Here is a 24,580-nt window from a genome sequence, read left to right as displayed (position 1 = left end):
TCGGCGTCTGCGTGGCATGCGCCACGCCGCCGGTGGACAAGTCTGCGCTGCAGACTATCGATCGACTTGAAAATCAAGTCCCAACCCGTCCGCGCAACAGGGTCAAGTCCAGTTGCAGGAATCACCGGGCATCGAGTTCGCCGTTCACAAAGTCGACCTTGGGCACACGAAATCGCATGGCCGCCCAGGCACGAAAGAGCTTGATGTAGAAGGAAACTGTGTGGGTTGCGGGATTGGGCACATCGCCGGGGAGTTCGACGCCCTTGGGGCGATCACGGGCCATCGTCCTGATCTCGAGTGGCGGCAAGTTCGCCACCGGCCAGAGACCGCCGTAGATGCTCAACCAATGACCATCGGTGAACTCCAGGAACATGGGCGTATTGCAGCAGATCGCAACCACGCGCCGTGTCTTGGAATCCTTCGACAACCGATGCTCTCGCAAACGATCCTGCCCTTGCTCGCACCGGACCTTGTCCTTTCGATAAAGCACGAATCGCGTGGCACCTTTCTGGTCCAGCGTGGGCCGTGCACCAGGCAATGACTGCAGGAACGCACCCGCGTTCTGGCAGTCGGTACAAAGGCATTCAGCACTGACGATGGGCCTGCCCAGAACGGCCAGGGCCACCTGCCCGCAGGTACAGGTCAGTGTCGTCGTGTGATCGGTCATCGGCTATCTCTCCGAAGTGGACTGAATGCTTGACGTTGAAGCTGAGCTGCGGACAGAGGCCGGCCGGCAGACGTTGGCCCGAGCGGCCGATCAGGGGGCACCCGGATACTGTGCGAGTTGCAGCTCATTGCCGTAAGGATCCTGAACCGGCCTCGAAAACAACGTAGTCAGCCTCCGGCGCTCTCGCGCCAACGCGCAAACCGAGCCGTCCTTCGTAGAAGACGGTCGCCTCAGAGATGTCGCGAACAAAGATACGTGCTGCTGCCAGTTTCACGATTCATGTTGCCTTGCTGATGCGTCTTCGCATCTGGTTTTGGTTCCATGATGCAAGTTACTGAATCCATTTGCCTTTGGGGCTCAACGTTGAGTTCAGAGGCCACCGAAGTCCACTGGAACGAAGGGTCGGGCGTCATTTCGGATGCCACTACGGATTGCGGCCTGAGGCGCGCGAAGCCGATGCAAAGGGCCTCAGACCTTGCTCGTGCACTCAGTTCAGTCCACCTTGACATCTATCGCAAATTGGCCGGGGGCCGTTGGTCGGGTGGCGTACGTGAAGGACTTCCCGGCCAGGGTGGCTGCACTTCCGCTTGCAAGCGTATAGACCCCTTTGCCCGATCCAGTTGTTCCTGTGACTTTTCCATCGGTCACGATGAGCGCGATCTTCCCTTCATTGACGCGGTAGGCCGTCGTTGCGCCGGGCTTCCGGATGATGCCACTGCCTGCGAGCAGGACGCCCGCACCCTTCTCCCATTCATAGACGTTCGTACCCGTCAACACGCCGCCGACCAGCGGGCCTCCTTCGGCACGACAGCTGATCTCGCCAGAAGAAATCGAATGCCCTTCGCGGTCGCCAAGTGGCTCGGGCGGGCTGGAACCGACGCTCTGACACGAGAAGCTGAAGGAATTCTGCTGACCGCTGGCACTCACGGCCATAAGCGCCATCGCGGCGGCGGTTGAAAGGCGGAGAACAGTGGATACGACATGCATGACCTTACCCCTCATTTTGAAGTTGGCGGCGTTCCGTCGCTTCATCTCGCCGCAGAAGATAGGTCACTGAAGCGACGGCGAATTTTTGATCTTTGGCATGTCCGAAATGCTTGGCGGCGAACAAACTCAATGGACGCCGAAGGCGGTCCACTGCAGCGCAAGTCAGGCGCGATGTTGATCTGCGGCCGGGAAGGCTAGCGCGGCGCGATGGAGCTGTCATCCTCAGGAACGAGGATGCCGTATTGCCGAAGGCGGTTCACTGCAACGCGTGGTTAGGCGCGATGCGAATGCAAGGATGGCCCCGTCTGCCCGTCGGACGGCGCATTGCCAAAGATTCGCTCTGCCCCCTGCTCGGCCACAGTGACGTGAGCACCACCATGATCTCCACGCACGTCCTCAACAAGGGCGGCCGCGGCGTGCTCAGCCCGCTCGACTCCCTCTGAAAGAAAACCGGCAAGCGCTGCGTCAAGGCGTCGTGAACACCAGCACCGAGTTCGTCCCGCCGAAGGCGAACGAGTTGCTGATCGCCGCTTCCAGCCGCGACGCATCGGTGATGGGTCCTTGCACCAGGTTCATGCCGCCGCATGCCGGCTCGACGGCCGTGCAGTTCGCATTCGGCGGCAACGCCCGGTTGTGCAGCGCCAGCACCGTCACCACGGCTTCCAGCGCGCCAGCCGCGCCCAGCAAGTGGCCGTGCAAGGCCTTGGTCGAACTCACGCGCAGGTCGCCAAGGGCCTCGCCTTCACCCCACACAGAGGCCAGCGCATCACGCTCCACCACGTCGCCGATGCGTGTGGCCGTGCCATGCGCGTTGCAGTAGCCGACGTCCCGGGGTTGCAATCCAGCCTGTTTCAGCGCCGCGCGAATGGCGCGCGCCTGGCCCGCGGCGTCGGGCTTGGTCAGGTGCGTGGCGTCGCAACTCGAGCCCCAGCCGGCCACCGTCGCATAGCGGCGCGCGCCTCGCGCACGGGCGCGCTCGGCCGATTCGAGCACGATGAAAGCCGCGCCTTCGCCCAGCGCAAAGCCGCTGCGATCAGCCGCAAAAGGCCGCACCGCCGAAGCCGCCTCGCCCGGCTGGAAGGTGGCCAGCGTCTGCATCGCCTGCCAGGCCAGCACGACGCCCGGAACCACCAGCGCTTCGCTGCCGCCGGCAATCGCAATGTCGATCTCGCCTCGCTGCACCGCCTTGGCCGCTTCAGCAATGGCAATCGCGGACGACGCGCAGGCCACGGAGTACGTCAGCACCGGCCCCTGCACGCGCTGGCGCAGCGCGATGTGCGAGGCCGGCGCGTTGGGCATGAAGGCCGGAATGGTCAATGGCGGCACGCGCCCGCCGCTGCGGTACGCCGATTCAAGCGCAGTCGCGCCGCCCATGCCGCAGCCGACGTAAACGCCGATGCGTTCAGGGTCGAAGGTGGTGTTGCTGCTGCCATCGGACAGGCTGGCATCGCGCATCGCCAGGTCGGCCGCGGCTACCGCCAACTGGCTGACCCGGTCGACGCCGGCCAGTTGCAGCTTGGTGAACCAGCGCGTCTCGTCGAAGGCCACGGTGGCCGCGGCGGCGGGCTTGGGCAGGTCCGGGAAGACCGGGCGCACAGCGGATTCGCCGCGCATCAGGGCCTCGAACAATTGCTGGGCGTCAGCGCCATGCGGCGCCATCACACCCAGGCCGGTGACGTCGACCCGCGCGTTCACGAGGGTTGCGCTGCCTTGAGCTTGTCGACCAGGTCGGCCAGCTTGGCCAGCGAGTCGATCTCGGTGTCGGTATCGGGCATGGTGATGCCGAACTTGTCTTCGATGGCAAATACGAATTCGACCAGTGCCAGCGAATCGAATCCCTTGTCACGCAAGGAGGTGTCCGGGTCGAGGGTGGAAGTGTCGATCCCGTACTTCTCGTGGATCAGTTCCTGCAATTCTTTCAGCGAACTCATGCCTGTATCGCGTGGCCACGGTGCGTGGCCTGTTGGTCATTGATAGCGGATGATATCCGTTCAGGCCGTAAGGGCTTCCATCCGATGAGGGGCGGGCCGCCAGTGCAGCGAGGCCAGTGCGAAGGCCAGGCCCAGCAGCGCGCCGGCCAGGGCGTCGAGCGCCACGTGCTGCTTCACCGCCAGGGTCGAGTACACGATCGCCAGGAACCACAGGGCGTTGGCCAGCCGGAAGGCGACCGGCGTGCGCGCCTGCCGGAACACGTCGTCCAGCCGCAGCACCGTGAACATGGCCACCGCCACGTGCATCGAGGGGCAGGCGTTGCCCGCCGCGTCCACGCCTTGCAGCATGGCAAAGCCGGCATAGCCGGACACGTCGAAGCCGAGCGGCGGCACCGCGGTCGGCCACAGGTAGAACAGCGCCAAGCCCGACAGGCACAGCCCGCCCACCCAAAGGCCATAGACCAGCAACTCGGCAAAGTTGCGCTGCAAGCCGGGCGCGAAACCCACGTAGAGCCAGAGCGACAGGTACGCCCCCAGCCACTGCGGGCTGAACGGGATCAGGTGGTCCAGCGCGGTCAGCGGCATCTCCGTCACCGCGTTGACCGGATGGCGCAGCAGGTGGAAGTAGCCGATGAAGAAGAGCCAGGTGCAGGCGGTGGTGCCCACGAGCTTGAGCCAGAACAGGTTGCGAAAGCGCAGCCACATCTCGGCTTTCCAGGGCGAAGGGGAGGGGATGCCGAGCGAGTCTGTCAAAGGGTTCATGTGCGGGGTCGAGGCTGTCCGAGCATATGCCGAACGGGCGACGCCAGTCTGACAGCAACGCGCGCAAGCCCTTGCGAGGCCAAGCCCATTTAAGAAATTCTGAGTAATCCCTTAGGCATTTCTTAGCAGCGCCGCCGCACGCCCGTTCCTAGACTTCTCTTCAAGGGGCAGGCGCATCCGGCACCCGTCACTTCCATCCACCTTGAATGAAGGACCGATCACCATGAAGAACGATCTCGACGAACTGCAACAGGTGGCGCAGGCCGCAGCCGCGCAAGGACAGCGTGTCGACCTGTATGCGGGCATTCACAAGGGCCTTCGCGCGCTGATGGCGGACACGCTGTTGGCCGTCGGCCGCATGGACTGCGACGACGCGCTGGAGCTGGCGCAGACCACGCAGCGCGTGATGGAACTGCTCGACTTCTGCCGCTCGCACCTCACCCACGAGAACAACTTCATCCACCCTGCGCTGGAGGCGCGCGCGCCAGGTGCGAGCGGGGTCATCGCGCATGAACATGAAGAGCATGAGCGCGAGATCCGCCTGCTGGGCGACATGTGTTCGGCCCTGCTCCAATGCGCACCGGAAGACCGGGCGCGGGCCGCCGCGACGCTCTATGCCCGCCTCTCGCTGTTCGTCTCGCACAATTACGAACACATGTACATCGAGGAAACGGCCCACAACGCGGTGCTGTGGGCCCGCTACACCGACGCCGAGCTGGTCGAGATCCACAACGCGCTGGTGGCCTCGATCCCGCCGCAGGAAATGATGTTCGCGGTGCGCTGGATGGTGCCATGGATCAACCCGGCCCAACGCGCGGCGATGCTCGGTGACATGCAGGCCCACGCGCCCGCGCCCGCGTTTGAGGCGGCGCTCCAGGTGGTGCGCCCGCACCTGCGCGAACATGAATGGGCCAAGCTCCTGAAGAGCCTGGGCCTGTAGTCGCTAGCAGCCCATCTCGACCATCTTCACCGGTCGGTCGACGCGCAACCTGAAGCGCCCGCGCCCGGTCTTCTCGATGCGGATGTGCGGGCTGTTCTCCACCAGCCGGCGCTGCAGCAGCACCAGACGCGCTTCCAGGTTGTCGGTCACGTCGGGCAGGCCGATGCTGGTGTCGAGCCGCAGTTCGCGGTTGCTGAACTCGCTGCGGCCCAGGCCGGTGTGGTCGCGCAGCAGCTTCCACAGGATGGCGCCGGCCACACCCTTGATGAGGTACTGGCCGTCGATGAACACGCTGTCGTTGGCCCGGTAGTGGCGCAGTTCCAGCGCGGCTTCGCCCGCCGCCTGCGCGCGGGGTGTCGGGGCTTCCTGTACCGAAGCCTCGCTGGCCGGTTCGGCCGCGTTCTGCAGCAGTTCGAGCGCGGCGCCCAGTTGCCCGGCGATGGCCACCATCGCATCCTCGTCCTCATGGCCGAAGCGCATGTCCTGCGGGCTTTCGACGAACAGCACGCCCACCAGCCGGCCGGTTGAGACGATCGGCACGGCCAGCTGGCTGTGCGGCTCGGGCAGGCCGGGATAGGGAATGTCGGTCTCGAGCGCCACGCCGGGCTCCAGCAGTTGCATGCTGCTGCGCACCGCGTGGCTGTAGCTGGCCGCGTTGGTCATGTGGCTGATGCGCACCGGCGTGCACTCGCGCGCCGCGACGCCGATCACGCCGTGCCCCATCTCGATCTCCGAGCCCACGCCCGAGGTGGCATAGCCCGCGCTGGCCACCGTGTAGAGCCGGTGCGCGCTGGCATCCAGCATCAGCACCATCGCGTGCTGCACGTCCATCTGGTCATGCAGGGTGCCGAGTGTGGCCTGCAGCAGTTCATCGGTGCCGCTGCATCGCATCATCCGCTCGGCCGAACGACGCAACGCGCCGAGCAGTCCGATCGCTGGCGCCGGCGGCGCGGGCAGCGGGCAGCCGTCCACGCATTCGATGGACAGCACCTCGTAGATGTCGGAACCCAGCAGCTTGAACACGCCGGCCAAGCCGGTGTGCGAGGCGATGCCAGCCAGTTGCGCCTTCATGCTCTCGAAGGTCGGGCCGCTGGTTTCGGTGCGCAGGTAGTGCAGGTGCAGCCGGTAGAAAGCTGCGGTGCGCGGGTGCATCACCAGCGCCGATGCATACGGGTTGGCCAGGATGTTCTGCCGCGTCTTGTTGAAGAACTGGAAGGACAGCGCGACATGGCGATCGTCCACGTAGCAGACCTGCGACAGGTACGCGACATTGGGCGTGCCGTCCTGTGCGCAGGTCGCCATCATCGACGGCACCACGCCTTCGAGGCAGCCACGGATCGCGGACAGCTCGATGGTGGTCGTGGTGGTCATCGGGTGCTGGGTGTTCAGTTCGTCGCCGCCAGCGCACTGCCGGCGCGCGGGCCGGGCGTCTGGTCGAAGGCGGCGGCTGGGGTGAAGCTGATGGCCACCAGGTCATCGAGCCGACAGGCCAGCATGGCATCCACCACATTGACGGGATAGCCGATGGCGCAGATCTCGCGCTCCATCGCCAGCAGGTAGCGCCGCAGCAGGGCCGTGTCGCCCGCATCGGCATTGCGCAGGTCGACCGCGCCCGCTTTCACCTGCAGCGTGCGGTGACTTCCGGGGTCGCTGAACACCACGGCGATCTGCCCGGTGGATGCCACATCGAGCAACAGTTGCCTGCCCTGGCTGCGCGCCACGAACACGGTAATGCGCGTACCGTCCATCGAGATCGAGCTGCCCATGGCCCGCATCAGGCTCGGCCGCATGGCCGCGTCGCGCGAGGCGACGACGGTCGACACGCCCCGGTTCACCATCGCGATGAACTCGGGCGTGAGCGGTGCGCAGGGCAGGGTCGGGGCCTGGGTCACTCAGTCCCCGAAGGCCTTCACCAGCAGCACTGGAATGCTGGCCCCATGCAGCACCGAATGCGAAACCGAGCCCACCAGCGCGCTGCGCAGGTCGCTCGCGCCGGAGGTCTGCATGATGATCATGTCGCAGCCGAAGCCCTCGGCCATGTCCACCAGCGTGTGGCCCGGATCGCCGTGGCCGACCTCGCTTTCGAACTCGAGGCCCGCATGCCGCAGCAGCGCTTCGGCCGATGCCAGCAGGTGCGTGCCGGCGCTCGTGCTCACTTCCTCCAGCACGCCAATGTCGGGCGCCGACACCATCTCGTAGAGGTTGGCCGGCGCCTGCACATTGGCCACCACGAAGCTCGCCTTCAGCCCTTCCTCGACGAGCCGGATCGCATGCCGCACCGCGGCCAGTGCCTCGTCGGAGCCGTCAATGGGCAGAAGAATCTTCAACATCGCTTTCCCCCGGGAGCTGTGGATGCATGAGGATACGACGGCCTTCGTGCGGCGTCACGCTAGAGTCAGCCCCATGTCCAATGCGCCATCCACACGCCCCAGGGCGCCCTTGCCCACGCGAGAAGGTGTCGGACCGAGCGTGGTGGCGCTGCCGGAGGGCGACTGGCCGACGATGCTGGACTTCCTGGTGGAGCGCTTTCCGGCGATCGAACGCGGCACCTGGCTGGAGCGCATCGCAGAGCGCACGGTGGTCGATGAGCGCGGTGAACCCGTCACGCCGACGCGGCGCTACCAGCCGCGCCTTCGGCTTTTCTACTACCGCTCGCTCGGGCCGGAGCCCGACCTGCCGGAGTACGAAACGGTGCTGCACCAGGACGCCGATCTCATCGTCGTCGACAAGCCGCATTTCATGCCCGTCACGCCCTCCGGTCCCTACCTGCAGCAGAGCTTGCTGGTGCGCGTGAAACGGGCGCTTGGCATCGATGCGCTGGTGCCGCTGCATCGCATCGACCGGGCCACTGCGGGGCTGGTGCTGTTCTCGGCCAACCCGGCCACGCGAGGGCAGTACCAGACCCTGTTCATCGATCGTGCGATGCGCAAGGAATACGAAGCCATCGTGCATTGGCCACCCGGCGCCACGGTGCCCGCCACGTACAAGAGCCGGCTGCTGCCCGACGCGCACTTCATGCGCACGCAGGAGGTGCCCGGCGAGCCCAATTCGGAGACGCGCATCGACGTGATCGAAGTGCGAGACGAACATGCTCGCCTGCGGCTTTCACCGGTGACCGGCCGCAAGCACCAGTTGCGCGTGCATTGCAACGCGCTCGGCGTCCCGATCGTCAATGACGAGATCTACCCGGTGCTCAAGCCCTTCGGCCCCGACGACCTCGCGCGGCCGATGCAACTGCTCGCGAGAAAGCTCGCCTTCGACGACCCGGTCACAGGCGCGGCAAGGGAATTCGTCAGCGCGCGTTCGTTGACAGGCTGGCCAGCGGCGGCCTGAGGGCCAGGAAGTCGCGCAGCGATCCCGTATCGATCTGGTAGTGCCCATTGCGCCGGTGCGTCACAAAGCCCAGGCGCTGGTTGATCGACAGGATCGGGCCGTTCATCTCGGCATTGGACGTGACGATCATCCGCGCTTGCGGGTAGCGCGCCTGCACGAGCTGGAGCATCGCGGCCTTCACGCTCCTGGCCAGGCCCTTGCCGCGCCAGCGGCGTGCCACCGCAGCAGCGCCGTGCCCACGCCGCGCCGGCGATGCGGATGCAACACGCCGCCGCCGATGCCGATGAAGGGTGCGAAGGTGTCGTAGTCGGGCGAGCCCTTGCGGCGCGATTCGAGGTAAAGGTTGCCGATGACTTTGTCACCCGTCCGCGCGATGAAACGCCGCGTTTCAACGAGCGGCCACTGCCTGCGCACGAGGTGCTCGAAGTCGGCGTTGCTCAGCACCGGTTCGTCGGGCGTGTCTTCGGCGGCGCGCAGCCGGCGGTAGAGGTGGTAGGCGGCCCACTGGTCTTCCGTTGCGGCGTCGATGTCGAAGAAGCTGGTTGTTGTCGTCATTTCAGATGCAGGGGCGCTGGAGGCGGTGACGGGCGATACCGGTCGATGCTGTTCCGTGTCAGGGTGCGTCGTCGCGCAGGCTGTGCATCGGGATGTCGTGCGCCAGGGCCAGCGCGTCCAACTGGTCGCAGGTCAGCGTCGCCACAAAAGCCGCGATGCCCGCATGCACGGACGAGCGGAACATGCCCTTGCCGCCTTCCGCACCCAGGCCCGCCGCGACGGCCAGGCGCTGCGCGAAGTGCGGCTCCAGCGCGGCGATCGTCACGCGGCCATCCGCGCACGGGTAGATGCGATAGCCCGCATGCGCGCCGCCGACCGGGGCGGATGGCAAGGTCAGGCCCCAGTGGCGCGGCAGCGCGAGGTAGCGCGCGGCTTCGGACAAGGCCACTTCGATGCGAACCCCCGCGCCGTCGGCTGCCATCGCGCGTTGCAGCAGCGCCTGCAGCACCGCTTCGCTCGCCATCAGCGAGCCGGCCATGTCGGCGTACAGCGTGGGCGGCAGATCAAGGCCGGTGATCAGCCCGCTTTCCGCGAGGTAGGTCAGGTCGTGGCCCGGCTCCTCGGCGCGTTCCGCCGGAGCGCCGACGATGGCGACCATGCACAGGCGCGGATGGCGCGCGTGCAGCGCCTCCCAATCCATGCCGAGGCGGGCCAGTGCGGAAGGGCGGAACGATGTGAGGAGCACGTCGGCCTGGGCGAGTTCGGCATGCAGCGCCTGTTGTCCCTCGGCCGTCTTCAGGTCGGCCGCCACATGCAGAACGCCCTCGTGCAGTTGCGCGTAGGCGTCCGGCGCGTACTGCGCCATCGGGTCGGATGGTTGGCCTTGCGCGCCGGGCGGTTCCAGCTTGACGCAGGTGGCCCCCATCTGCCGGCAACGCATCAGCGCGGCCGGGCCGGGCAGGTTGAGGGCAAGACTCAGCACGCGCACGCCATGCAAGCTGTTGGAGTTTGTGAAGAATTTGGCGGTCATCGGATGCATTTCATGGATCAACCCAAAGTATTGGTTGCTACAAGTTTTATAGCGTGGAATGGCGCTGCGACGGACGATTAAAGCATTCTGGCAACGTGCTCTTGCCCGAGTCGGCTCGCTGAATGTCTGAGTGACAATCGGTTTGATTCGTTTCAGGGAGCCGCGTGAAAACCATGTCCCGTGTCGTCAGTCACCCGATTGCCGGGTTGGCATTCGCCTTGGTGCTGCTGGGCATCCATCCGCCGTCCGCCGACGCCGAGCCTTCAGGCAGCGGAGGCGGCGCACGTCCGCAGGCTGCCGAGGTGCTGATCGTTCGGGACTACGCTGGCTACGACGAGATCCATCTGCCGCTGGACACCCGGCCGGGTTTGCGAAGCGTGCATTCGCCGGGCTCCGAACTGCCGTCGCAACTCCCACCCTCCCTGCCGCCCGTCCTCAGTGCGACGGAACTGGGCCGCAGCCTCGACCTAAATGGCAAGGTGGTGGTCGGCGGCATCCTGTTCGACGCCCGGCATGAACTTCTCCCCTCCAACAAGCTCGCGCTCGACCAGATCGGCACGCTGATGAAACAGCGGCCGGCACTTCGCCTGCACGTCGCGGTGCATACGGACAACATCGGCTCGTTGGCCAGCAACCGTGAAATCAGCCAGCGGCAGGCGCACGCGATCTGCGTTGCGCTGGTGATGGATTACGGGATTGCGCGCAACCGCTTGACCGCCAATGGCCTGGGCAGTCTCTCGCCGGTGGTGTCGAACCAGAGCGGCCGGGGGCGGGCCAGGAATCGGCGCGTCGAACTGGTCGCCCAGTAGCGTCCCGGCTCCGGAAGGAAGGCCGGGCTTCAGGCGGGCATCGTCGGCCGGGCCGTCGGAATGCGTTGCAGCCAGTGGCAGGCCAGTGCCATGCCGGCGGCGAGCGTGCTGCCGAGCAGCAGGCCGGCCACCACGTCCAGCGGGAAATGAACGCCGACATACACGCGGGCCCAGCCGGTGAGCAGCGCCAGTCCAGCCAGGATCCAGCCGATCCCGCGCAGGCGCGGCCGGTACATGAAGCACATGGCTGCGGTGAACATCACGCTCGCGTGGGTGCTCGGCAGCGAGCCGCGGTAACCGTGCGCGATCCACGGCGGACTCAGCCCGAGCATGAACGGCCGGGGGTGCTCCAGCACGTCGGCAATCTCTTGCGACAGCGTGCCCGCCAGCATGGTCAGCAGGCAGGCCGCGAGGATGTAGTACCGGTCGGCGCGACGCCGCCAGGCCGCGACGGCAATCGTGCCGGCCATCACCCAGGAAGTTCCAACGGCCAATTGCATGGCCAGCCAGAGTAGCTCAGCGTTCGGCGAAAAGCCGCCACCGATCCACAGAAAGAGTTGCTGGTTGAGGAGATTCACCGGGCGCGGTACCTTGGGACGGGACGCATTCCATGTCGTCGGGCGGATTGCATGCCAGCAGGCTATGGCCCGCGCGTGACCGCAGGATGAATCGCCCGTTCAGAAACCGATCAGCAAGGTGTCACACGTGTCAATACCGCGAATACCGCCCGCGGCCTGGCCACGGCAGGCGTTCAGGCGGAGCCGGCAGATGGCGCCGGCCACGGGCTGCCAGACGCATGCGTGCCCAAGGGCAGTCGCAGCGCCGGATGCGCGGCGCCGCTGCGATAGACGTCCGGCGTCTGCCCGGTCCAGCGCTTGAAGGAGCGGAAGAAGGAGTTGGGGTCGACAAAGCCCAGCAGGTAGGCAATCTCGGTCAGGCTGGCCCGGCCGGCCGCCAGGTGGTGGCGCGCCATTTCGAGCCGAACGTCGTCCAGCAGGGCCGTGAATTGCGCACCCTCCCGCGCCAGCCGCCGCTGCAGGGTGCGCTCGCTGACGCACAACTTGCTGGCCACCTGCTCGATGGTGGGCAACTCGCCGCGGAGCATCTCGCGCAGCGCGTCGCGCACGGCCTTGGTCATGTCGCGCGGCAGGCGCCGGGCGAGCAGCTCGCGTTCGGCCGCATCGTCGAACAGCGCCGTGACCTGCGGATTGGCACTGACCAGCGGCAGGTCGAGGTCGGCGCGGCGGAGCACGATGGCATCGTGTGGCTGCTCGAACAGCGCGGGGCAGGAGAAGACTTCCGGGTAGCGGGCATGGTAGGGCGGGCGCTCACCGCGCAAGGTCAGGCGCACCGGCGTGATCGGCTGTTCGGTGAAAAGGCGGCCAAAGCTCAACAGCGCGCCCATCTGGATGTCCATGCGGCAGCGGCTGTAGGGGCGCTGCGGTCCGCTGTAGTGCATGCGGATCTCGGCCTCGCCGGCGTCCTGCATGAATTCCACGTCGCAAGCCGATACCAGCGCGGTGTAGCGGACGATACGCGCCAGCGCCGTGCCCAGATCGGGGCAGGTCATGGCCGAGAAGCCGACCACGCCGAACAGCTCGGGCCGCATCTGCATGCCCAGCGCAAGCCCTGCAGCAGGATCGCCGATGGTCTCGTAAGCGACGGTAAGGAAGCGATCGGCTTGTTCGTCGCTCAGTGGCTTCTTCAGGTCTTCGACGGCGAGGTGGGCACGTGCCGCAACTTCGGCGAGATCGATACCGGCCTTCTGCAGGCCATGGAGGATGTTCAACGGCAGAGGAGCGCAGGACGCCACGACGGACAAGCCTTGATTCGAAAGGTCCGGCCACGAACCTCATTCACGCTTGGCGCGAAAAGCGAGTGGATTGGCGGCTGCGGACAGTCTTGCTCCCCGCGGAAAGCTTAATCTGTGTCTGCATATCAACACAAGTATTACTTTCTGTATGACCCAAGGACGCTGTCATCGAGGTCGATCCGGGTGCGTGCCCGGTGCGCCCGCGTGCCGAACCCTTGCGTCATGCGGGAGAGTCTCATGCCGCGCGTGCTGATCGTCGAGGACAACGATTCGGAGCGCGACGCGCTCTCGCGCCGCCTGGTGCGGCAGGGCTTCGAGATCAGCGTGGCCAGCGACGGCGCGGGGGCCATCGAGCGGGCGCGCATGGAGTCGCCCGACATCATCCTCATGGATTGCAGCCTGCCGGACATCGACGGCTGGGAGGCGGCACGCCGGCTGAAGGCGGACCCGGGCACGCAATCGATCCCGATCATCGCGTTGACGTCGCAGGGCGTGCCCGACGAGAGTGAACGCGCGCTCGACGCGGGCTGCAACGATGTCGACACCAAGCCCCTCGACATTCCGCGCCTGATCGGCAAGATCCATCGGGCGCTCGGGTTGCCGGATCGGACGAGGTCGTTGCCACCGCGGGGCGACGGCTGAGCTTGTCCCCCGGCTCGCGGTGCGGGGCCCTTCTAGTCGGGCAGAGTCACCGACGCATCGGATGAGGATGCCGCCACGTACACATGCGCGCGGCCCAGCGCCACGGGCTCGTCCGCGCTGCGTTGCCAGCAACGGATGCCGACGGCGGCGATGCGCCGGCCGACGCGGTGCATCTCGCATTGCGCGTACAAATCCGACGGGCCGGCGGAACTGAGGTAGTCGAGCGAGAAATCGACCAGCTTGGGTGGCACCTGGTTACCCAGCGCGGCGCTGGTGGCTGCCAGTGCGCAGGCCTGCATGAACGTGGCCAGCACGCCGCCATGGATCGCGGGCAGCGAGGCATTGCCGATCAGCCGGGGGTCGAAGGGCAGGTGGAAGGTTGGCGCGCCATCCTGTGCGTCGGGCGCGAGGCGAATGCCGAGATGGCGGCAATAGGGCATCGCCTCCAGGTTCGCTGCGGTTCGGTCGCGCAGGGATTGCGCGCCGGCCTCGCCGGATTCAAGTTCCTGCGTCATGGCCGGGCTCCGCGCGGCGTGCTCGATGACAGCATGAAAGTGCCCATCACGATGGCGACCAGCTTCGATGCGGGGCCGGCCGTCAGCTCACATCGGGTGAAGGCCACGCTGCGGGTCATGCGGTAGCACTCGGCCTCGGCGCGCAGGTCGGCATCCATCGTGGCCGGTGCGAGATGGTCGATGCGCATGTCGAGCGTGGCAATGGGAACGATACGTTCGAGCGAGCGCATCACCGCCAGGCCGCTGGCCGAATCGGCCAGGCTGAAGAGCACGCCGGGAAAGAAGAAGGCGCCGCCGTTGTCGCCCGCGAGGTGGGGCTGCGGAGCGAGCCGAATCCGCGTCTTGCCGTCCGCGCTCGCGTCCTCGACCTGCATGCCGATGTCGTGGCCATGCGGAATGCGCCGGGCGAACAGCTCGGCGTAGTCGCGGCCCTTCATGGCTGCGCTGCTGGACTCTTGCAATGTCATGAAATCTGGGGGCTGTGGAGGAACCGATGATGGCATGCAACGGAAGGGGCGGCTGTCGCCAGCTTTGCAAGAAAGCATCGGGGAGCGCGGACCTGCGGCTTCGAATCGTTGCGCGCTCAGCGACTGGGTCGGGCGGGATCTACGTCGTCGCCACTTCCCGCCGCGAATCCGCCGCCGGCTCCTTGCTTACAAGCCAGATCCCCCAGCACACCAGCACCAGCGCCACGGCGTTGCGCCATTCCAGGATGCTCTCGTGAAGGAACACGGCCGACAGCACGGCGCCGAACACCGGCACCATGAAGTTGAACGCCGTGATCATGCTCACGCGGTTGTACTTGAGCAGCAGGCTCCAGATCGAGATGGCCAGCGAGGACAGCAGCGCCAGGTAGGCCAGCAGCGCGCTCGACGCCGGTGTGAAGCCGGTCAGGGCGCCGCCCGTGGCATAGCCGCCGGCCAGAAGCGCGGCCCCGCCGATGACGATCTGCCAGGCCGTCATGACGATCGGATCGATGCCCTGCGAGATGCGCTTGCCGTAGATGCTGGCCGCCGCCAGCACCAGCGCCGCGATGACGATGAAGCCTTCGCCGAGCAGCGTGAAGTCGAAGGACATTCCGCCCAGGCCGGCGCCGACGTTGACCACCATCACGCCGACGAAGCCGACGATGCAGCCCAGCAGCTTGTGGAAGCTCAGCCGGTCGTTGTGATAGATGAAGTGCGCCAGCAGCACGCTGAAGAAGGTGCCGGTGGCATTCATGATCGAACTCTTCACGCCGGTGGTGTAGGCCAGGCCGATGTAGAAGAAGACGTACTGCAGCGTGGTTTGCGTGATGCCGAGGATGGCGAACTGGCCCAGCGTGCGCCGCGAGAAGCCGCCCACGCGCTTGCCGCTGAGCACTGCGTAGGCCAGCAGCAGTGCACCGGCCAGCACGAAGCGCCATCCTGCGAACACGAGCTTGGTCGGCACATCGACCGGCGCGATGCCGAACAGCGCATAGCCGTTCTTGATGGCCGGGAAGGAACTGCCCCACAGCACGCAGCAGAACAGGGCCAGGAGAACCACGACCTTGCGGTTGGTGAGGATGGGGTGATCGTTGCGTGCAGACAAGAGTTGGATTCCGGAGAGAGGAAGGGCTTCAGGCTTGCGCGACCGCGGTGCGTCCGCCGGTCGTTGCAATCCAGATGCCGAGGAACACGGCGAGCAGGCCGGCCACGAGGTTCCAGCCGATCGGCTCGTGCAGCAGCAGCGCGCCCACCAGCGAAGCCATGATGGGATTGACCGTGATCGAGATTGCGACGCGCGTTGGCGTGGTGCGTTCCAGCGCATAGGCCCAGAGGATGAAGACGACGGCGCCGCCGAAGACGCCGAGGTAGAGCAGCGCCCACCACTGCGCCGCGCCGAAGTGCGCCACCGAGGCAAAGCCGCCGCGCCAGGCCGCGATGGCGCCGAGGCACACCGCCCCCACGCCCATGGCAAAGCAGGTGAACGCCACCGGCCCCGAGCGCGCCATCAACGGCCTGGCGCTCACGCTGTAGAGCGCCATGCACAGCGCGGCAGCCACCATCAGCAGGTCGCCGTGCCAGGCGCCCGGCGGCGCGTTCGCGAGTCCGGCGACCAGCGCCAGCGCAACGCCGCCCATCGCGATCAGTACACCGGTGGACTTGCGCCGCGTGAGCTTCTCCACGCCAAACAGCGCGGCGATCACCATGGTCAGGACCGGCAGCGTCGACAACGCCAGAGCGCCGCGTGCGGCCGTGGTGTGGATCAGCGAGGCGTTGAACAGCAAAGGAAACAGCGCAAAGAACAGCAGGCCCAGCGCCGCGACCGCGGGCCAGTCCCGCGCACCCGGCCAGCGCTCGCGCCGCAGTAGCACGACGGGCAGCAACAGCACGACGCCGATGCCGAATCGAAAGGCACCGAGCGTGAGCGGATCGGTCAGCCCGATCAGGTAGCGCGTCGCGCCGATGGCCGTGCCGCCGAGGCCGCTCGACAGCATCGCCGCCAGGACGCCTGCGAGCTCACCCACAGGCGGCCTGCAAGGTCATCGTCATCCGACCTGCTTCACGAACACCAGGTCCCACACGCCGTGCCCGAGCTTGAGGCCGCGGTTCTCGAACTTGGTCAGAGGCCGGTAGTCGGGCTTGGGCGCGTAGTCGGTCGCGGTGTTGCGCAATAGCGGTTCGGCCGAGAGCACTTCCAGCATCTGTTCCGCATAGGGCTGCCAATCGGTCGCGCAATGCAGGTAACCGCCGGGCGCCAAGTGCTCGGCCAGCTTGCGCACGAAGGGTGTCTGCAAAAGGCGGCGCTTGTTGTGGCGCTTCTTGTGCCACGGGTCCGGGAAGAACACATGCACGCCGGCCAGTGAGCCGGAAGGGATCATGTGGTCGAGCACGTCGACCGCGTCATGGGCCACGATGCGGATGTTGCCGATGCCTTGCTCGCCGCAGCGCTTGAGCAGCTTGCCGACGCCGGGCTCATGCACCTCGCAGGCGAGGAAGTTGTGGTCGGGCAGTACCGTGGCGATATGCGCCGTGGCCTCGCCCATGCCGAAGCCGATCTCCAACACCGTGGGCGCATGGCGGCCGAAGGCGGCGTCGAAATCGAGTGGCGCCTCGCGGTAGGGGAGCAGGAACCGGGGGCCGAAGTCCTCGTAGGCCTTGGCCTGGCCTTCGGTGGTGCGGCCGCCGCGCTTGACGAAGCTCTTGAGTCGGCGGTGCAGGGGATGCGGCTTGTCGTCTTCGCCGGGGGCGGGCGGGTGGTCTTGGGGGGTGGATGGGGCTTGGCTCACGGGGCCGGATTGTAGAGATCGCGCCATGCGGGCACCCAGGCGGCCAGGGCTTCGGGGATGTTCGTCGCGCTGCCGGCGGGCAGGCGGAGCGCGGCGGCGGCGGCGTTGAGCGCGGCCAATGCGGCGTCGGGCGTGCGCGTGTCCAGCGCCTCGGCGCCGTTCTGCTTCGAGAGTTTCTGGCCATCGGCGGCCAGCACTAACGGTGTGTGCAGGTAGGTCGGCGTCGGCAGGCCGAGCGCGCGCTGCAACTGGATCTGGCGGGCCGTGTTGTCGGCCAGGTCTTCGCCGCGGACGATGTCCGTGATGCCTTGGTCCGCATCGTCGACCACGACCGCGAGCTGATAGGCCCAGGGGCCGTCGGCGCGCCTGAGGATGAAATCGCCGACCTCGGTGGCCACGTCCTGGTGTTGCGCGCCCATTCGGCGGTCGGTCCAACGCACGCCACCCGGTGGCACGCGGAAGCGCCAGGCACGGGCGGGCTTGCCGTGCAGGCCGTTCCGACAGGTGCCGGGGTAGACGCGCTCTCCGTGACGCTCGTGCACAAGGCCGAGGCGTGTCAGCGCATGCTCGATGTCCTTGCGCGAGCAGGCGCAGGGGTATGCAGCGTTCTGTGAATGCAACTGGTCCAGCGCCTGCTGATACAGCGCGACGCGCTGCGTCTGCCAGACCGGCGACGCATCCGGCACCAGGCCGCAGGCCGCGAGTTGAGCGAGGATCGTGTCGCCCATGCCGGGCAGGCAGCGTTCTGTATCGGCGTCCTCGATGCGCACCAGCCACTTCGCCTGTGGCCCGCGTGCGCGCACGTCGAGCCAGCTTGCCAGCGCGGCCACCAGCGAACCCGCATGCAGCGGGCCGGTGGGCGAGGGGGCGAATCGACCGGTCGGATGCATCCCGTGAAGAAGGCGCCCCTAGATCACGTCCAGGGCCAGCGAGAGGCCCGAGAGAAAGCCGTCCTCGACCCGATGCCCCGTGCACCAGTCGCCAGCCAGACCGATCTGCGACTTGGCATCCCAGTAGTGGGACTCGCCCGCCGGCACCAGCGTTTGCGCCTCGGGCCAGCAACGGGCCTGCGCATAGCTCGGCGTGGCCAGGATGCCGGTGATTTCGGAGAAGGCGCGCAGCAGCTTGGCTTCGACGCGCTGGGCGTCGTCGCGGATGTGTTCCTGCGACCAGGCGGGGCTGGCCTGCAAGGTCCAGCGCTCGATCGGGTCGCGGCCGGGCTTCGACGATTCGCGCGCCAGCCAGGCCACGCGGTGGTGGTTGCTGCGCGCGGCATTCCATTGGGGGCCGAGGTGCGACATGGTCGGCTGGTTGGCCTGCGGGAACGCGATCATCAGCGTCCAGCAAGGCGCAATGCGCACGTGCTCTATCTTCTTGCCGAGCGCTTCCGGCACCCGGCTGTTGGCCAGCAGCGTCCGCGCCAGGCCTGCCGGCACGGTGACCAGTACGCTGTCGAAATCGGAATAGACGTGGGAGGTGTCACCGGCACCGGCGGTACGGAGCTGCCAGCGCGCCGGGTTGAGCGCATCGGGCTCGATGGCCGTCACTTCGGTGTCGGTCACCACCTCGTCGCCGAGCGGCTGGGCCCAGCGGGCCACCAGGGCGTCCATGCCGGGTTGCGCGACCCAGTGCGGCTCGCGCGAGGGCAATGCGGCTTCGGCCACGCGGCCATGCGCATCGAGCACGCGGATGAGGTTGGCGCTCCATGGCTTGCAGAGCGGATGCACCGTCTGCAGCGCCAATGCAAAGCGGTCGTCGCGGATCGTGAAGTACTGCGCGCCGCTGTCGAAGCGGCCGAACTGCGTGACCTCACTGGCCATGCGGCCGCCCGCGCCTGAATTGCGTTCGAACACCGTCACGCGGTGGCCGGCCTGGACCAGCGTGCGGGCGGCGGTGATGCCCGCGATGCCTGCGCCGACGATGGCGAAATGCTTGGCGGCGGAGGGTCGATGGCGGTCGGCGGGAGGACGTACTTTCATGACGAGTCTCTTTCTTTGGCGACGTGTTCGGGCGTGTTGACTCTACCTCGGGCGCGGCTCATCTTCCCCTGTGGCGTTCCAGCAAGGCGCGGCGTGTACCTTCGTGTTCAAGCTGTCCGAGCCACCATTCGAGCGCGCGCCCGGGCTTGCCCGCCGAGGGTGCGCGCCATGCGACATGCATCTGCCCGACCGGCATCACGCGCTCGGTCTGGCACTCGACCAGGTGACCTGCCTCGATGAAGGGACGCGCCATCGGCTCGGGCAGGAAGCCGCCGCCGAGTCCATGCAATTGCGCCGACAGCTTGGTGTGCATCGTGGGCACGGTGAGACGGTCCTGCCCGCCGGCGAGGTTGACCGTCATGCTCTGCCCCGAGCGCGAGGAGTCCGCCACCGCCACCGCGCGATGCTGTCGCATGACCGCGTCGCTCAGCGGCCCGGTCACGCGCGCGAGCGGGTGATGCGGCGCGACGGCGAAGACAAAGCGCAGTTCACCCAACGGCCGCGTGCGGATGCCCGTCGCGGTGAACGCCAGGCTGGACGCATCGAGCACGGTGCCGATCGCCAGGTCCGCCTCGCCCACGCTGAGTGCCTCGATCGTGCCGAGCAGGGTCTCGTTGCGCAGCTTCAGTCGCGTCGGCGGTTCCAGCGCATAGAAGGCGCCGACCAGGTCCAGCACCGGGTCGCGTGCGATCACGCTGTCGAGTGCGATGGTCAGTTGCGGCTCCCAGCCGGTGGCCACGCGCTTCACGCGATTGGCTACTGCGTCGATGTCGGCCAGCAGCCGGGCGGTCTCGCGCAGCAGTTCGGCACCGGCCTCGGTGAGCCGCGCCTGGCGCGCGCTTCGGTCGAACAGCAGTACGTCGAGCGCGTCCTCGATCTGGCGCACGCGGTAGCTGAGCGCGCTCGGCACCAGGTTCAGCGCACGGGCAGCGCCCGCGAAACTTCCAGTGCTGGCCACGGTCTGCAACATGGCGAGGGCGTCGGGGGTCAGGACATCGCGAGCAGCAGGCATTTGAGGGTTTGATTGTTCAAATTATTTGAATGGTGCCATCAAAACTTCGCGCTGGTGAGCAGGAATACACGCCCTAAAGTTCTTCACATCCGCTGCGCATACGGTGCGGCATTCGAAGAGAGGCCCGGATGGGCCTCAGGAGTTCAATGATGTTGCAAGTTCGTAAGTCCCAAGACCGCGGTTATGCCGACCATGGCTGGCTGCGTTCTTTTCACAGTTTCTCGTTCGCCGGCTACTACGACCCGGCCCACATGGGCTTCGGCAACCTGCGCGTGATCAACGAAGACCGCGTGGCGGCGGGCGCCGGCTTCGGCACCCACGGCCACAAGGACATGGAGATCATCAGCTACGTGTTGTCGGGCGAGTTGGCCCACAAGGACAGCATGGGCAACGTGAAGTCCATCCCGCCGGGCGACGTGCAGCGCATGAGCGCGGGGCGCGGCGTGCAGCACAGCGAGTTCAACCACAAGAAAGACGAGACGACCCACTTCCTGCAGATCTGGATCGAGCCCAACGTGCGCGGCATCACGCCCGACTATGAGCAGAAGAACTTCGACGTGGCCGAGAAGCGCGGCAAGCTGCGCCTGATCGCATCGCCCGATGGCGCCGAAGGCTCCGTCAAGGTGCATGCCGATGCCAAGCTGTTCGCCGGCCTGATCGACGGTGCGGAACAAGCGACGCTGGCGCTGGATCCGAAGCGCAAGAACTACGTGCACCTGGTGCGCGGCGAGCTCGAGGTGAACGGCCAGAAGCTGGGCACCGGCGACGCCGCCATGCTGGAAGGCGAGTCGACGCTCACGCTCTCGGGCGGCAAGGACGCCGAAGTCCTGGTGTTCGACCTGAATCCGTAATCGCTTGCAGGCGCCGCGCATGTCGCGGCGTCTATTTCCCTTTCAACAGCCGCGGGCCGGCCGCCCGGTTCCTCAGGCATCACCCGTTTGTTTTTCTCAACCAAGGAGTCAGTCATGGCCTCAGCTACCTCTACCTCGTCGCTTTCTTCGGGCGTCTCGACCAACTCGTTGCAGGACATCACGGCCCTCATCGGCCGCATCCTGATCGCCTACCTATTCATCCCCGCGGGCATCGGCAAGCTCATGAACTTCTCGGGCACGGTCGGCTATGTCGCATCCTCCGGCCTGCCGCTGCCGGAAGTCGGCGCGGCCATTGCGATCTTCGTGGAAGTTGGCTTGGGCATCGCGCTGCTGCTCGGCTTCAAGACGCGCATCACCGCCTTCGCCATGGCCCTGTTCACCGTGGCGGCCGCAGTGTTCTTCCACAAGTACTGGTCGGCGCCTGACGCGATGAAGATGATGCAGACGATCAACTTCAACAAGAACATGGCCATTGCAGGCGGCTTGATCGCACTTGCCGGCTTCGGTGCGGGCCGGTTGAGCATCGACGGCAAGCGCTGATCCAGCGCGACGCCGGTCGAGTCCCTCGCGCGTCACTCCCCCGGAGACGAAGCGCGAGGGCGGGCGCGGCCTTCAGTTCCTGCGAATTCGCGGGAACGATTCAGGGGCGCACCGTCGGCACGGCAGAATCGCCAGGCCCGCATGGCGATGAACGAAGCGATCGCCATGCCGTCGCTTCGTTCACTCTTTTCCGGGGATCCCATGGCCGACATCGTCGTCGTTTTTCATTCGGGCTACGGCCACACCCAGCGTGTTGCCCAAGCCGTTGCAGATGGCGCCCAGGCCGTGCTTCTGCAGATCGATGGTGACGGCAAGCTTCCGGCTGGCGGCTGGGAAATGCTCGCGGCGGCGGACGCCATCATCTTCGGTGCGCCCACCTACATGGGTGGGGCGAGTTGGCAGTTCAAGCGCTTTGCCGATGCCTCGTCGAAGGTCTGGTTCGCCGAGGGCTGGCGCGACAAGCTCTTCGCCGGCTTCACCAACAGCGCGGCGATGAACGGCGACAAGTACGCGACCATCACCTACCTGTGGACACTCGCAATGCAGCACCACGGCATGTGGATCAGCCAGGGCCTCATGCCCAGCAACAACAAGGCCGCGACGCGCGAATCGCTCAACTACGTCGGTGGCTACGGCGGCCTGATGACCACCTCGCCCACCGATGCGAGCCCCGGCGAGATGTCCAAGGGCGACCTGGAGACGGCACGTGCGTTTGGCGAGCGGGTGGCAACTGTTGCAAGCCGCTGGGCATCGTCGAAATCCTGAGCACGGCGTGAGCCGGCGTGCATCCAACGGCCGTTTCCAGCATGATCGCCGCCATGAACCCAGACTCGCTCCTGCTACTGCAACCCGCTGACAAGGACCTCGGCGGCGGCTTCAAGGTCCGGCGCCTGCTGCCTGCCGCCAAGCGCCGCTCGGTCGGGCCCTTCGTTTTCTTCGACCACTTCGGACCCGCCACCGAGCAGCCCGGCAACGCGCACGACGTGCGCCCGCATCCGCACATCGGCCTGGCCACCGTCACCTACCTCTTCGACGGCGCGATGATGCACCGCGACAGCATCGGCAGCGCGCAGGAAATCCTGCCCGGCGCGATCAACTGGATGACCGCGGGCCGCGGCATCGTGCATTCCGAACGCAAGCCCGAACGGCTGCTGGATGCAAGCTACGTCAACCACGGCCTGCAGCTTTGGGCCGCGCTGCCGCAGGCCTTCGAGGAAACGGAGCCGAGCTTCGAGCACACGGCCGCTTCGGACATTCCGGAGGTGGTGGAGCAGGGCGTTCCCGTGCGCGTGCTGATCGGCACGGCATTCCGCCTCACGTCGCCAGTGAAGACCTTCGCGCCCACGCTGTACCTCGACATCACATTGCCCGCTGGCGCACGCTTCGAACTGCCCGCGCTGGCGCAGGAGATGGCGATCTATGTGGTCGAAGGGGATGCGACGCTCGATGGCGCGCCAGTTCCAGCGCACACCATGGCCGCACTGCCCGACAACACCGGCGCAACGCTGCAAGCGCAAGCGCCAGTGCGCCTGGTCGTGATCGGCGGCGATGCCCTTGACGGCCCGCGCTTCATGAGCTGGAACTTCGTCTCCAGCCGGCGTGAGCGCATCTTCGAAGCCGGCGCCGACTGGAAGGCGCAGCGCATGGGCCATGTGCCCGGCGAAACGGAGTTCATCCCCTTGCCGGAACACCCTTTCGCCAATCCGCCGCCCGACCTCAAGACTGCCTGACTCCCTCTCCCGCAAGCGGGAGAGGGTTGGGGTGAGGGTGCAGTTGAGTGTGCCTCCGCTTTGACTCCCTCTCCCCGCCGGGGAGAGGGCCGCGGTGAGGGGCTACCCCTTTATCGCAATATCCGGATCCTCAGCCGCCCGCGCACTCGCCGCATGCCCACTGGCGGCCAGGTTCGCATCCAGCGTCCGCCGCCCATCAAACACAAAGCACTCGCCCCGATAGTGCGCACCACCCACTTCCTCAAAATACTTGAGGATGCCGCCCTCCAACTGCAGCACATCCGGCAACCCGGCTTCATGCATCAGGATCGCTGCCTTCTCGCAACGAATGCCGCCGGTGCAGAAGCTCACGACCGTCTTGCCGAGCAACTCATCGCGATGATCGAGCATGGCCTGCGGAAACTCGGTGAACTTCTCGATGCGCCAATCGATGGCACCTTCAAACGTCCCATGGTCGACCTCGAAGGCATTGCGCGTATCGAGCAGCACTACCGGCTTGCCTGCATCGTCATGCCCCTGGTCGAGCCAGCGCTTGAGCGTCAGCGCCTCCACGCCCGGCGCGCGCCCGGCGGCGGGCTGGATCGCCGGATGGTCCATGCGGATGATCTCGCGCTTGAGCTTGACCAGCATGCGCCGGAAGGGCTGCGTGGTGGACCAGCTTTCCTTGGTTTCCAGGTCGGCGAAGCGCGGGTCGGCATGCAGCGTCGCGACGAATTCGCGCACCGCGTCGGCCGTCCCGGCCAGGAAGAGGTTGATGCCTTCAGGTGCCAGCAGGATGGTGCCCATGAGGCCGAGCGCCTTGGCATGCGAGAGCAGTTGCTCGCGCAACGCGTGCCCGTCGTCGATGCCGACGAACTTGTAGGCGGCTATGTTCAGGATGTCATTCACGGGGCGGGATTTTAGGCGGCGCGTCCGCGCGGCCCCATCGGGCCTGGCTACCGCATCACCAGCCGATGAATCGCCTTCCCATGCGTGTAGTAGATGATCTGCATGCAAGCCGCCACCATGAACCCGCCGACCAGCCCGCCCACTACCGCGAGCCAGGTGCGATCCAGGTTCGCCTGGCCCCATGAAACGCCCAGCCAAAGCAAGGGCAGCAGCAACACCAGCGCCAGCAGCGGCGGCCCCCACACCGAGCGCTCGCGGGCAGCCTGCCGCGCGAGCGGAAGACGCTGGCCCTCGGGCACGCGCTTGAGCACCGGATAGCGCTGGACGAGGCGCGCCTCGCGCGCCGAAATGGAAATGGCCATGAAACGTGTCTCCCTGAAAT

Annotated in this window: 31 protein-coding genes and 1 pseudogene; 9 read left to right on the top strand and 23 right to left on the bottom strand. The window is 66.6% G+C overall.

What is annotated here, in order from left to right; translation table 11 throughout:
• Nucleotides 1-121 precede the first annotated feature (121 nt).
• Nucleotides 122-667: a GFA family protein gene (locus tag WKW79_RS18965; protein ID WP_340336727.1), complete on the bottom strand. Its 546-nt coding sequence runs from the start codon at nucleotides 665-667 to the stop codon at nucleotides 122-124.
• A gap of 492 nt (nucleotides 668-1,159) precedes the next feature.
• Nucleotides 1,160-1,654, bottom strand: coding sequence for a hypothetical protein (locus WKW79_RS18960; RefSeq protein WP_340336726.1), 495 nt, complete (start codon nucleotides 1,652-1,654; stop codon nucleotides 1,160-1,162).
• A gap of 347 nt (nucleotides 1,655-2,001) precedes the next feature.
• On the opposite strand from WKW79_RS18960, the pseudogene WKW79_RS18955 reads away from it, so the two are divergent.
• Nucleotides 2,002-2,097: pseudogene (locus WKW79_RS18955) on the top strand (integrase); the annotation flags it as partial.
• A 22-nt stretch (nucleotides 2,098-2,119) separates the two neighbouring features.
• On the opposite strand, the gene WKW79_RS18950 reads toward WKW79_RS18955, so the two are convergent.
• Genes WKW79_RS18950 through WKW79_RS18940 form a run of 3 tightly spaced genes read right to left on the bottom strand, consistent with a single transcriptional unit; the run spans nucleotide 2,120 to nucleotide 4,347 of the window.
• Complete coding sequence (locus tag WKW79_RS18950; RefSeq protein ID WP_340336725.1) at nucleotides 2,120-3,349, bottom strand: beta-ketoacyl-[acyl-carrier-protein] synthase family protein; 1,230 nt, start codon at nucleotides 3,347-3,349, stop codon at nucleotides 2,120-2,122.
• Entirely contained in the window at nucleotides 3,346-3,585 is a 240-nt protein-coding gene (locus tag WKW79_RS18945; RefSeq protein ID WP_340336724.1) for an acyl carrier protein, read from the bottom strand. The genes WKW79_RS18950 and WKW79_RS18945 overlap by 4 nt, the downstream gene beginning before the upstream one ends.
• A 60-nt stretch (nucleotides 3,586-3,645) precedes the next feature.
• Nucleotides 3,646-4,347, bottom strand: a complete 702-nt coding sequence (locus WKW79_RS18940; RefSeq protein ID WP_340336723.1) for a phosphatase PAP2 family protein — start codon at nucleotides 4,345-4,347, stop codon at nucleotides 3,646-3,648.
• Nucleotides 4,348-4,570: 223 nt separating this feature from the next.
• Between WKW79_RS18940 and WKW79_RS18935 the strand changes: the two genes are divergently transcribed.
• The gene (locus tag WKW79_RS18935) at nucleotides 4,571-5,287 is read left to right on the top strand and encodes a hemerythrin domain-containing protein (protein WP_340336722.1); all 717 of its coding nucleotides are present in this window, start codon (nucleotides 4,571-4,573) and stop codon (nucleotides 5,285-5,287) included.
• Nucleotides 5,288-5,290: 3 nt separating this feature from the next.
• On the opposite strand, the gene WKW79_RS18930 is transcribed toward WKW79_RS18935, so the two are convergent.
• The 3 genes from WKW79_RS18930 to WKW79_RS18920 are packed head-to-tail and all read right to left on the bottom strand — an operon-like array spanning nucleotide 5,291 to nucleotide 7,617.
• On the bottom strand, nucleotides 5,291-6,658 hold the full coding sequence (locus WKW79_RS18930) for a GAF domain-containing protein (protein WP_340336721.1): 1,368 nt from the start codon (nucleotides 6,656-6,658) through the stop codon (nucleotides 5,291-5,293).
• Between the two features lie 14 nt (nucleotides 6,659-6,672).
• Entirely contained in the window at nucleotides 6,673-7,179 is a 507-nt protein-coding gene (locus WKW79_RS18925) for a hypothetical protein (protein WP_340336720.1), read from the bottom strand.
• The gene (locus tag WKW79_RS18920; RefSeq protein WP_340336719.1) at nucleotides 7,180-7,617 is read right to left on the bottom strand and encodes a universal stress protein; all 438 of its coding nucleotides are present in this window, start codon (nucleotides 7,615-7,617) and stop codon (nucleotides 7,180-7,182) included.
• A 73-nt stretch (nucleotides 7,618-7,690) separates the two neighbouring features.
• On the opposite strand from WKW79_RS18920, the gene WKW79_RS18915 reads away from it, so the two are divergent.
• Nucleotides 7,691-8,620, top strand: coding sequence for a pseudouridine synthase (locus WKW79_RS18915; protein WP_340336718.1), 930 nt, complete (start codon nucleotides 7,691-7,693; stop codon nucleotides 8,618-8,620).
• Here the strand turns inward: WKW79_RS18915 and WKW79_RS18910 are convergent.
• From WKW79_RS18910 to WKW79_RS18900, 3 genes are read right to left on the bottom strand one after another with little or no spacing between them, the layout of a single operon-like run.
• Complete coding sequence (locus tag WKW79_RS18910; protein ID WP_340336717.1) at nucleotides 8,580-8,789, bottom strand: hypothetical protein; 210 nt, start codon at nucleotides 8,787-8,789, stop codon at nucleotides 8,580-8,582. The genes WKW79_RS18915 and WKW79_RS18910 overlap by 41 nt on opposite strands.
• An 8-nt stretch (nucleotides 8,790-8,797) precedes the next feature.
• Nucleotides 8,798-9,175, bottom strand: coding sequence for a GNAT family N-acetyltransferase (locus WKW79_RS18905; protein WP_340336716.1), 378 nt, complete (start codon nucleotides 9,173-9,175; stop codon nucleotides 8,798-8,800).
• A 58-nt stretch (nucleotides 9,176-9,233) separates the two neighbouring features.
• Complete coding sequence (locus tag WKW79_RS18900; protein ID WP_340336715.1) at nucleotides 9,234-10,145, bottom strand: CoA transferase; 912 nt, start codon at nucleotides 10,143-10,145, stop codon at nucleotides 9,234-9,236.
• 173 nt (nucleotides 10,146-10,318) lie between these two features.
• Here WKW79_RS18900 and WKW79_RS18895 point away from each other — a divergent pair, with 173 nt between their 5' ends.
• Complete coding sequence (locus tag WKW79_RS18895) at nucleotides 10,319-10,954, top strand: OmpA family protein (protein WP_340336742.1); 636 nt, start codon at nucleotides 10,319-10,321, stop codon at nucleotides 10,952-10,954.
• Between the two features lie 29 nt (nucleotides 10,955-10,983).
• Here WKW79_RS18895 and WKW79_RS18890 read toward each other — a convergent pair whose 3' ends face one another.
• A complete protein-coding gene (locus tag WKW79_RS18890; RefSeq protein WP_340336714.1) occupies nucleotides 10,984-11,532 on the bottom strand; it encodes a phosphatase PAP2 family protein in 549 nt (182 codons plus the stop codon).
• A gap of 173 nt (nucleotides 11,533-11,705) precedes the next feature.
• Complete coding sequence (locus WKW79_RS18885) at nucleotides 11,706-12,743, bottom strand: AraC family transcriptional regulator (RefSeq protein WP_340336713.1); 1,038 nt, start codon at nucleotides 12,741-12,743, stop codon at nucleotides 11,706-11,708.
• A 261-nt stretch (nucleotides 12,744-13,004) separates the two neighbouring features.
• On the opposite strand from WKW79_RS18885, the gene WKW79_RS18880 reads away from it, so the two are divergent.
• Nucleotides 13,005-13,409 carry a response regulator gene (locus tag WKW79_RS18880; RefSeq protein ID WP_340336712.1) on the top strand — a complete coding sequence of 135 codons (405 nt, stop codon included), beginning with the start codon at nucleotides 13,005-13,007 and terminating at the stop codon, nucleotides 13,407-13,409.
• A 32-nt stretch (nucleotides 13,410-13,441) separates the two neighbouring features.
• Here the strand turns inward: WKW79_RS18880 and WKW79_RS18875 are convergent, their stop codons facing one another.
• The 8 genes from WKW79_RS18875 to WKW79_RS18840 form a co-directional block, all read right to left on the bottom strand.
• Nucleotides 13,442-13,924, bottom strand: a complete 483-nt coding sequence (locus WKW79_RS18875; protein ID WP_340336711.1) for a PaaI family thioesterase — start codon at nucleotides 13,922-13,924, stop codon at nucleotides 13,442-13,444.
• Nucleotides 13,921-14,391, bottom strand: a complete 471-nt coding sequence (locus tag WKW79_RS18870) for a PaaI family thioesterase (protein WP_340336710.1) — start codon at nucleotides 14,389-14,391, stop codon at nucleotides 13,921-13,923. Before WKW79_RS18870 ends, WKW79_RS18875 begins: the two co-directional genes overlap by 4 nt.
• A 139-nt stretch (nucleotides 14,392-14,530) precedes the next feature.
• Nucleotides 14,531-15,496: a DMT family transporter gene (locus tag WKW79_RS18865; RefSeq protein WP_340336709.1), complete on the bottom strand. Its 966-nt coding sequence runs from the start codon at nucleotides 15,494-15,496 to the stop codon at nucleotides 14,531-14,533.
• A 28-nt stretch (nucleotides 15,497-15,524) separates the two neighbouring features.
• Entirely contained in the window at nucleotides 15,525-16,415 is an 891-nt protein-coding gene (locus WKW79_RS18860; RefSeq protein ID WP_340336708.1) for a DMT family transporter, read from the bottom strand.
• Between the two features lie 21 nt (nucleotides 16,416-16,436).
• Nucleotides 16,437-17,204: a tRNA (guanosine(46)-N7)-methyltransferase TrmB gene (trmB, locus tag WKW79_RS18855; RefSeq protein WP_340336707.1), complete on the bottom strand. Its 768-nt coding sequence runs from the start codon at nucleotides 17,202-17,204 to the stop codon at nucleotides 16,437-16,439.
• The gene (gene gluQRS / locus WKW79_RS18850; RefSeq protein WP_340336706.1) at nucleotides 17,174-18,067 is read right to left on the bottom strand and encodes a tRNA glutamyl-Q(34) synthetase GluQRS; all 894 of its coding nucleotides are present in this window, start codon (nucleotides 18,065-18,067) and stop codon (nucleotides 17,174-17,176) included. The genes trmB and gluQRS overlap by 31 nt, the downstream gene beginning before the upstream one ends.
• A gap of 18 nt (nucleotides 18,068-18,085) precedes the next feature.
• Nucleotides 18,086-19,156: an NAD(P)/FAD-dependent oxidoreductase gene (locus tag WKW79_RS18845; RefSeq protein ID WP_340336705.1), complete on the bottom strand. Its 1,071-nt coding sequence runs from the start codon at nucleotides 19,154-19,156 to the stop codon at nucleotides 18,086-18,088.
• Nucleotides 19,157-19,214: 58 nt separating this feature from the next.
• On the bottom strand, nucleotides 19,215-20,168 hold the full coding sequence (locus tag WKW79_RS18840) for a LysR family transcriptional regulator (RefSeq protein ID WP_340336704.1): 954 nt from the start codon (nucleotides 20,166-20,168) through the stop codon (nucleotides 19,215-19,217).
• 149 nt (nucleotides 20,169-20,317) lie between these two features.
• On the opposite strand from WKW79_RS18840, the gene WKW79_RS18835 reads away from it, so the two are divergent.
• From WKW79_RS18835 to WKW79_RS18820, 4 genes are all read left to right on the top strand, one after another.
• Complete coding sequence (locus WKW79_RS18835; RefSeq protein WP_340336703.1) at nucleotides 20,318-21,019, top strand: pirin family protein; 702 nt, start codon at nucleotides 20,318-20,320, stop codon at nucleotides 21,017-21,019.
• Nucleotides 21,020-21,133: 114 nt separating this feature from the next.
• Nucleotides 21,134-21,580 carry a DoxX family protein gene (locus WKW79_RS18830; protein WP_340336702.1) on the top strand — a complete coding sequence of 149 codons (447 nt, stop codon included), beginning with the start codon at nucleotides 21,134-21,136 and terminating at the stop codon, nucleotides 21,578-21,580.
• A 201-nt stretch (nucleotides 21,581-21,781) separates the two neighbouring features.
• The gene (locus tag WKW79_RS18825; protein WP_340336701.1) at nucleotides 21,782-22,345 is read left to right on the top strand and encodes a flavodoxin family protein; all 564 of its coding nucleotides are present in this window, start codon (nucleotides 21,782-21,784) and stop codon (nucleotides 22,343-22,345) included.
• Nucleotides 22,346-22,398: 53 nt separating this feature from the next.
• Nucleotides 22,399-23,310: a pirin family protein gene (locus WKW79_RS18820; RefSeq protein ID WP_340336700.1), complete on the top strand. Its 912-nt coding sequence runs from the start codon at nucleotides 22,399-22,401 to the stop codon at nucleotides 23,308-23,310.
• A gap of 102 nt (nucleotides 23,311-23,412) precedes the next feature.
• Here the strand turns inward: WKW79_RS18820 and WKW79_RS18815 are convergent, their stop codons facing one another.
• Nucleotides 23,413-24,198, bottom strand: coding sequence for a sulfurtransferase (locus WKW79_RS18815; protein ID WP_340336699.1), 786 nt, complete (start codon nucleotides 24,196-24,198; stop codon nucleotides 23,413-23,415).
• A gap of 47 nt (nucleotides 24,199-24,245) precedes the next feature.
• Nucleotides 24,246-24,560, bottom strand: a complete 315-nt coding sequence (locus WKW79_RS18810; RefSeq protein WP_340336698.1) for a hypothetical protein — start codon at nucleotides 24,558-24,560, stop codon at nucleotides 24,246-24,248.
• Nucleotides 24,561-24,580 lie beyond the last annotated feature (20 nt).

Origin of the sequence: Variovorax robiniae, assembly GCF_037889955.1 — a bacterium.
In the GTDB taxonomy this organism is placed as follows: Bacteria; Pseudomonadota; Gammaproteobacteria; order Burkholderiales; family Burkholderiaceae_C; genus Variovorax; species Variovorax robiniae.
Note: the sequence above shows the minus strand (reverse complement) of the source record. Positions and strands in the feature narration are given on the sequence as shown.

What these genes read in the sequence shown, in the direction of transcription:
- WKW79_RS18965 (WP_340336727.1), bottom strand. Translation starts at nt 667, where the DNA reads ATGACCGATCACACGACGACACTGACCTGTACCTGCGGGCAGGTGGCC.
- WKW79_RS18960 (WP_340336726.1), bottom strand. Translation starts at nt 1,654, where the DNA reads ATGCATGTCGTATCCACTGTTCTCCGCCTTTCAACCGCCGCCGCGATG.
- WKW79_RS18945 (WP_340336724.1), bottom strand. Translation starts at nt 3,585, where the DNA reads ATGAGTTCGCTGAAAGAATTGCAGGAACTGATCCACGAGAAGTACGGG.
- WKW79_RS18940 (WP_340336723.1), bottom strand. Translation starts at nt 4,347, where the DNA reads ATGAACCCTTTGACAGACTCGCTCGGCATCCCCTCCCCTTCGCCCTGG.
- WKW79_RS18935 (WP_340336722.1), top strand. Translation starts at nt 4,571, where the DNA reads ATGAAGAACGATCTCGACGAACTGCAACAGGTGGCGCAGGCCGCAGCC.
- WKW79_RS18930 (WP_340336721.1), bottom strand. Translation starts at nt 6,658, where the DNA reads ATGACCACCACGACCACCATCGAGCTGTCCGCGATCCGTGGCTGCCTC.
- WKW79_RS18920 (WP_340336719.1), bottom strand. Translation starts at nt 7,617, where the DNA reads ATGTTGAAGATTCTTCTGCCCATTGACGGCTCCGACGAGGCACTGGCC.
- WKW79_RS18915 (WP_340336718.1), top strand. Translation starts at nt 7,691, where the DNA reads ATGTCCAATGCGCCATCCACACGCCCCAGGGCGCCCTTGCCCACGCGA.
- WKW79_RS18910 (WP_340336717.1), bottom strand. Translation starts at nt 8,789, where the DNA reads ATGCTCCAGCTCGTGCAGGCGCGCTACCCGCAAGCGCGGATGATCGTC.
- WKW79_RS18905 (WP_340336716.1), bottom strand. Translation starts at nt 9,175, where the DNA reads ATGACGACAACAACCAGCTTCTTCGACATCGACGCCGCAACGGAAGAC.
- WKW79_RS18900 (WP_340336715.1), bottom strand. Translation starts at nt 10,145, where the DNA reads ATGACCGCCAAATTCTTCACAAACTCCAACAGCTTGCATGGCGTGCGC.
- WKW79_RS18895 (WP_340336742.1), top strand. Translation starts at nt 10,319, where the DNA reads ATGTCCCGTGTCGTCAGTCACCCGATTGCCGGGTTGGCATTCGCCTTG.
- WKW79_RS18880 (WP_340336712.1), top strand. Translation starts at nt 13,005, where the DNA reads ATGCCGCGCGTGCTGATCGTCGAGGACAACGATTCGGAGCGCGACGCG.
- WKW79_RS18875 (WP_340336711.1), bottom strand. Translation starts at nt 13,924, where the DNA reads ATGACGCAGGAACTTGAATCCGGCGAGGCCGGCGCGCAATCCCTGCGC.
- WKW79_RS18870 (WP_340336710.1), bottom strand. Translation starts at nt 14,391, where the DNA reads ATGACATTGCAAGAGTCCAGCAGCGCAGCCATGAAGGGCCGCGACTAC.
- trmB (WP_340336707.1), bottom strand. Translation starts at nt 17,204, where the DNA reads ATGGCGCGATCTCTACAATCCGGCCCCGTGAGCCAAGCCCCATCCACC.
- gluQRS (WP_340336706.1), bottom strand. Translation starts at nt 18,067, where the DNA reads ATGCATCCGACCGGTCGATTCGCCCCCTCGCCCACCGGCCCGCTGCAT.
- WKW79_RS18845 (WP_340336705.1), bottom strand. Translation starts at nt 19,156, where the DNA reads ATGAAAGTACGTCCTCCCGCCGACCGCCATCGACCCTCCGCCGCCAAG.
- WKW79_RS18840 (WP_340336704.1), bottom strand. Translation starts at nt 20,168, where the DNA reads ATGCCTGCTGCTCGCGATGTCCTGACCCCCGACGCCCTCGCCATGTTG.
- WKW79_RS18835 (WP_340336703.1), top strand. Translation starts at nt 20,318, where the DNA reads ATGTTGCAAGTTCGTAAGTCCCAAGACCGCGGTTATGCCGACCATGGC.
- WKW79_RS18830 (WP_340336702.1), top strand. Translation starts at nt 21,134, where the DNA reads ATGGCCTCAGCTACCTCTACCTCGTCGCTTTCTTCGGGCGTCTCGACC.
- WKW79_RS18825 (WP_340336701.1), top strand. Translation starts at nt 21,782, where the DNA reads ATGGCCGACATCGTCGTCGTTTTTCATTCGGGCTACGGCCACACCCAG.
- WKW79_RS18820 (WP_340336700.1), top strand. Translation starts at nt 22,399, where the DNA reads ATGAACCCAGACTCGCTCCTGCTACTGCAACCCGCTGACAAGGACCTC.
- WKW79_RS18810 (WP_340336698.1), bottom strand. Translation starts at nt 24,560, where the DNA reads ATGGCCATTTCCATTTCGGCGCGCGAGGCGCGCCTCGTCCAGCGCTAT.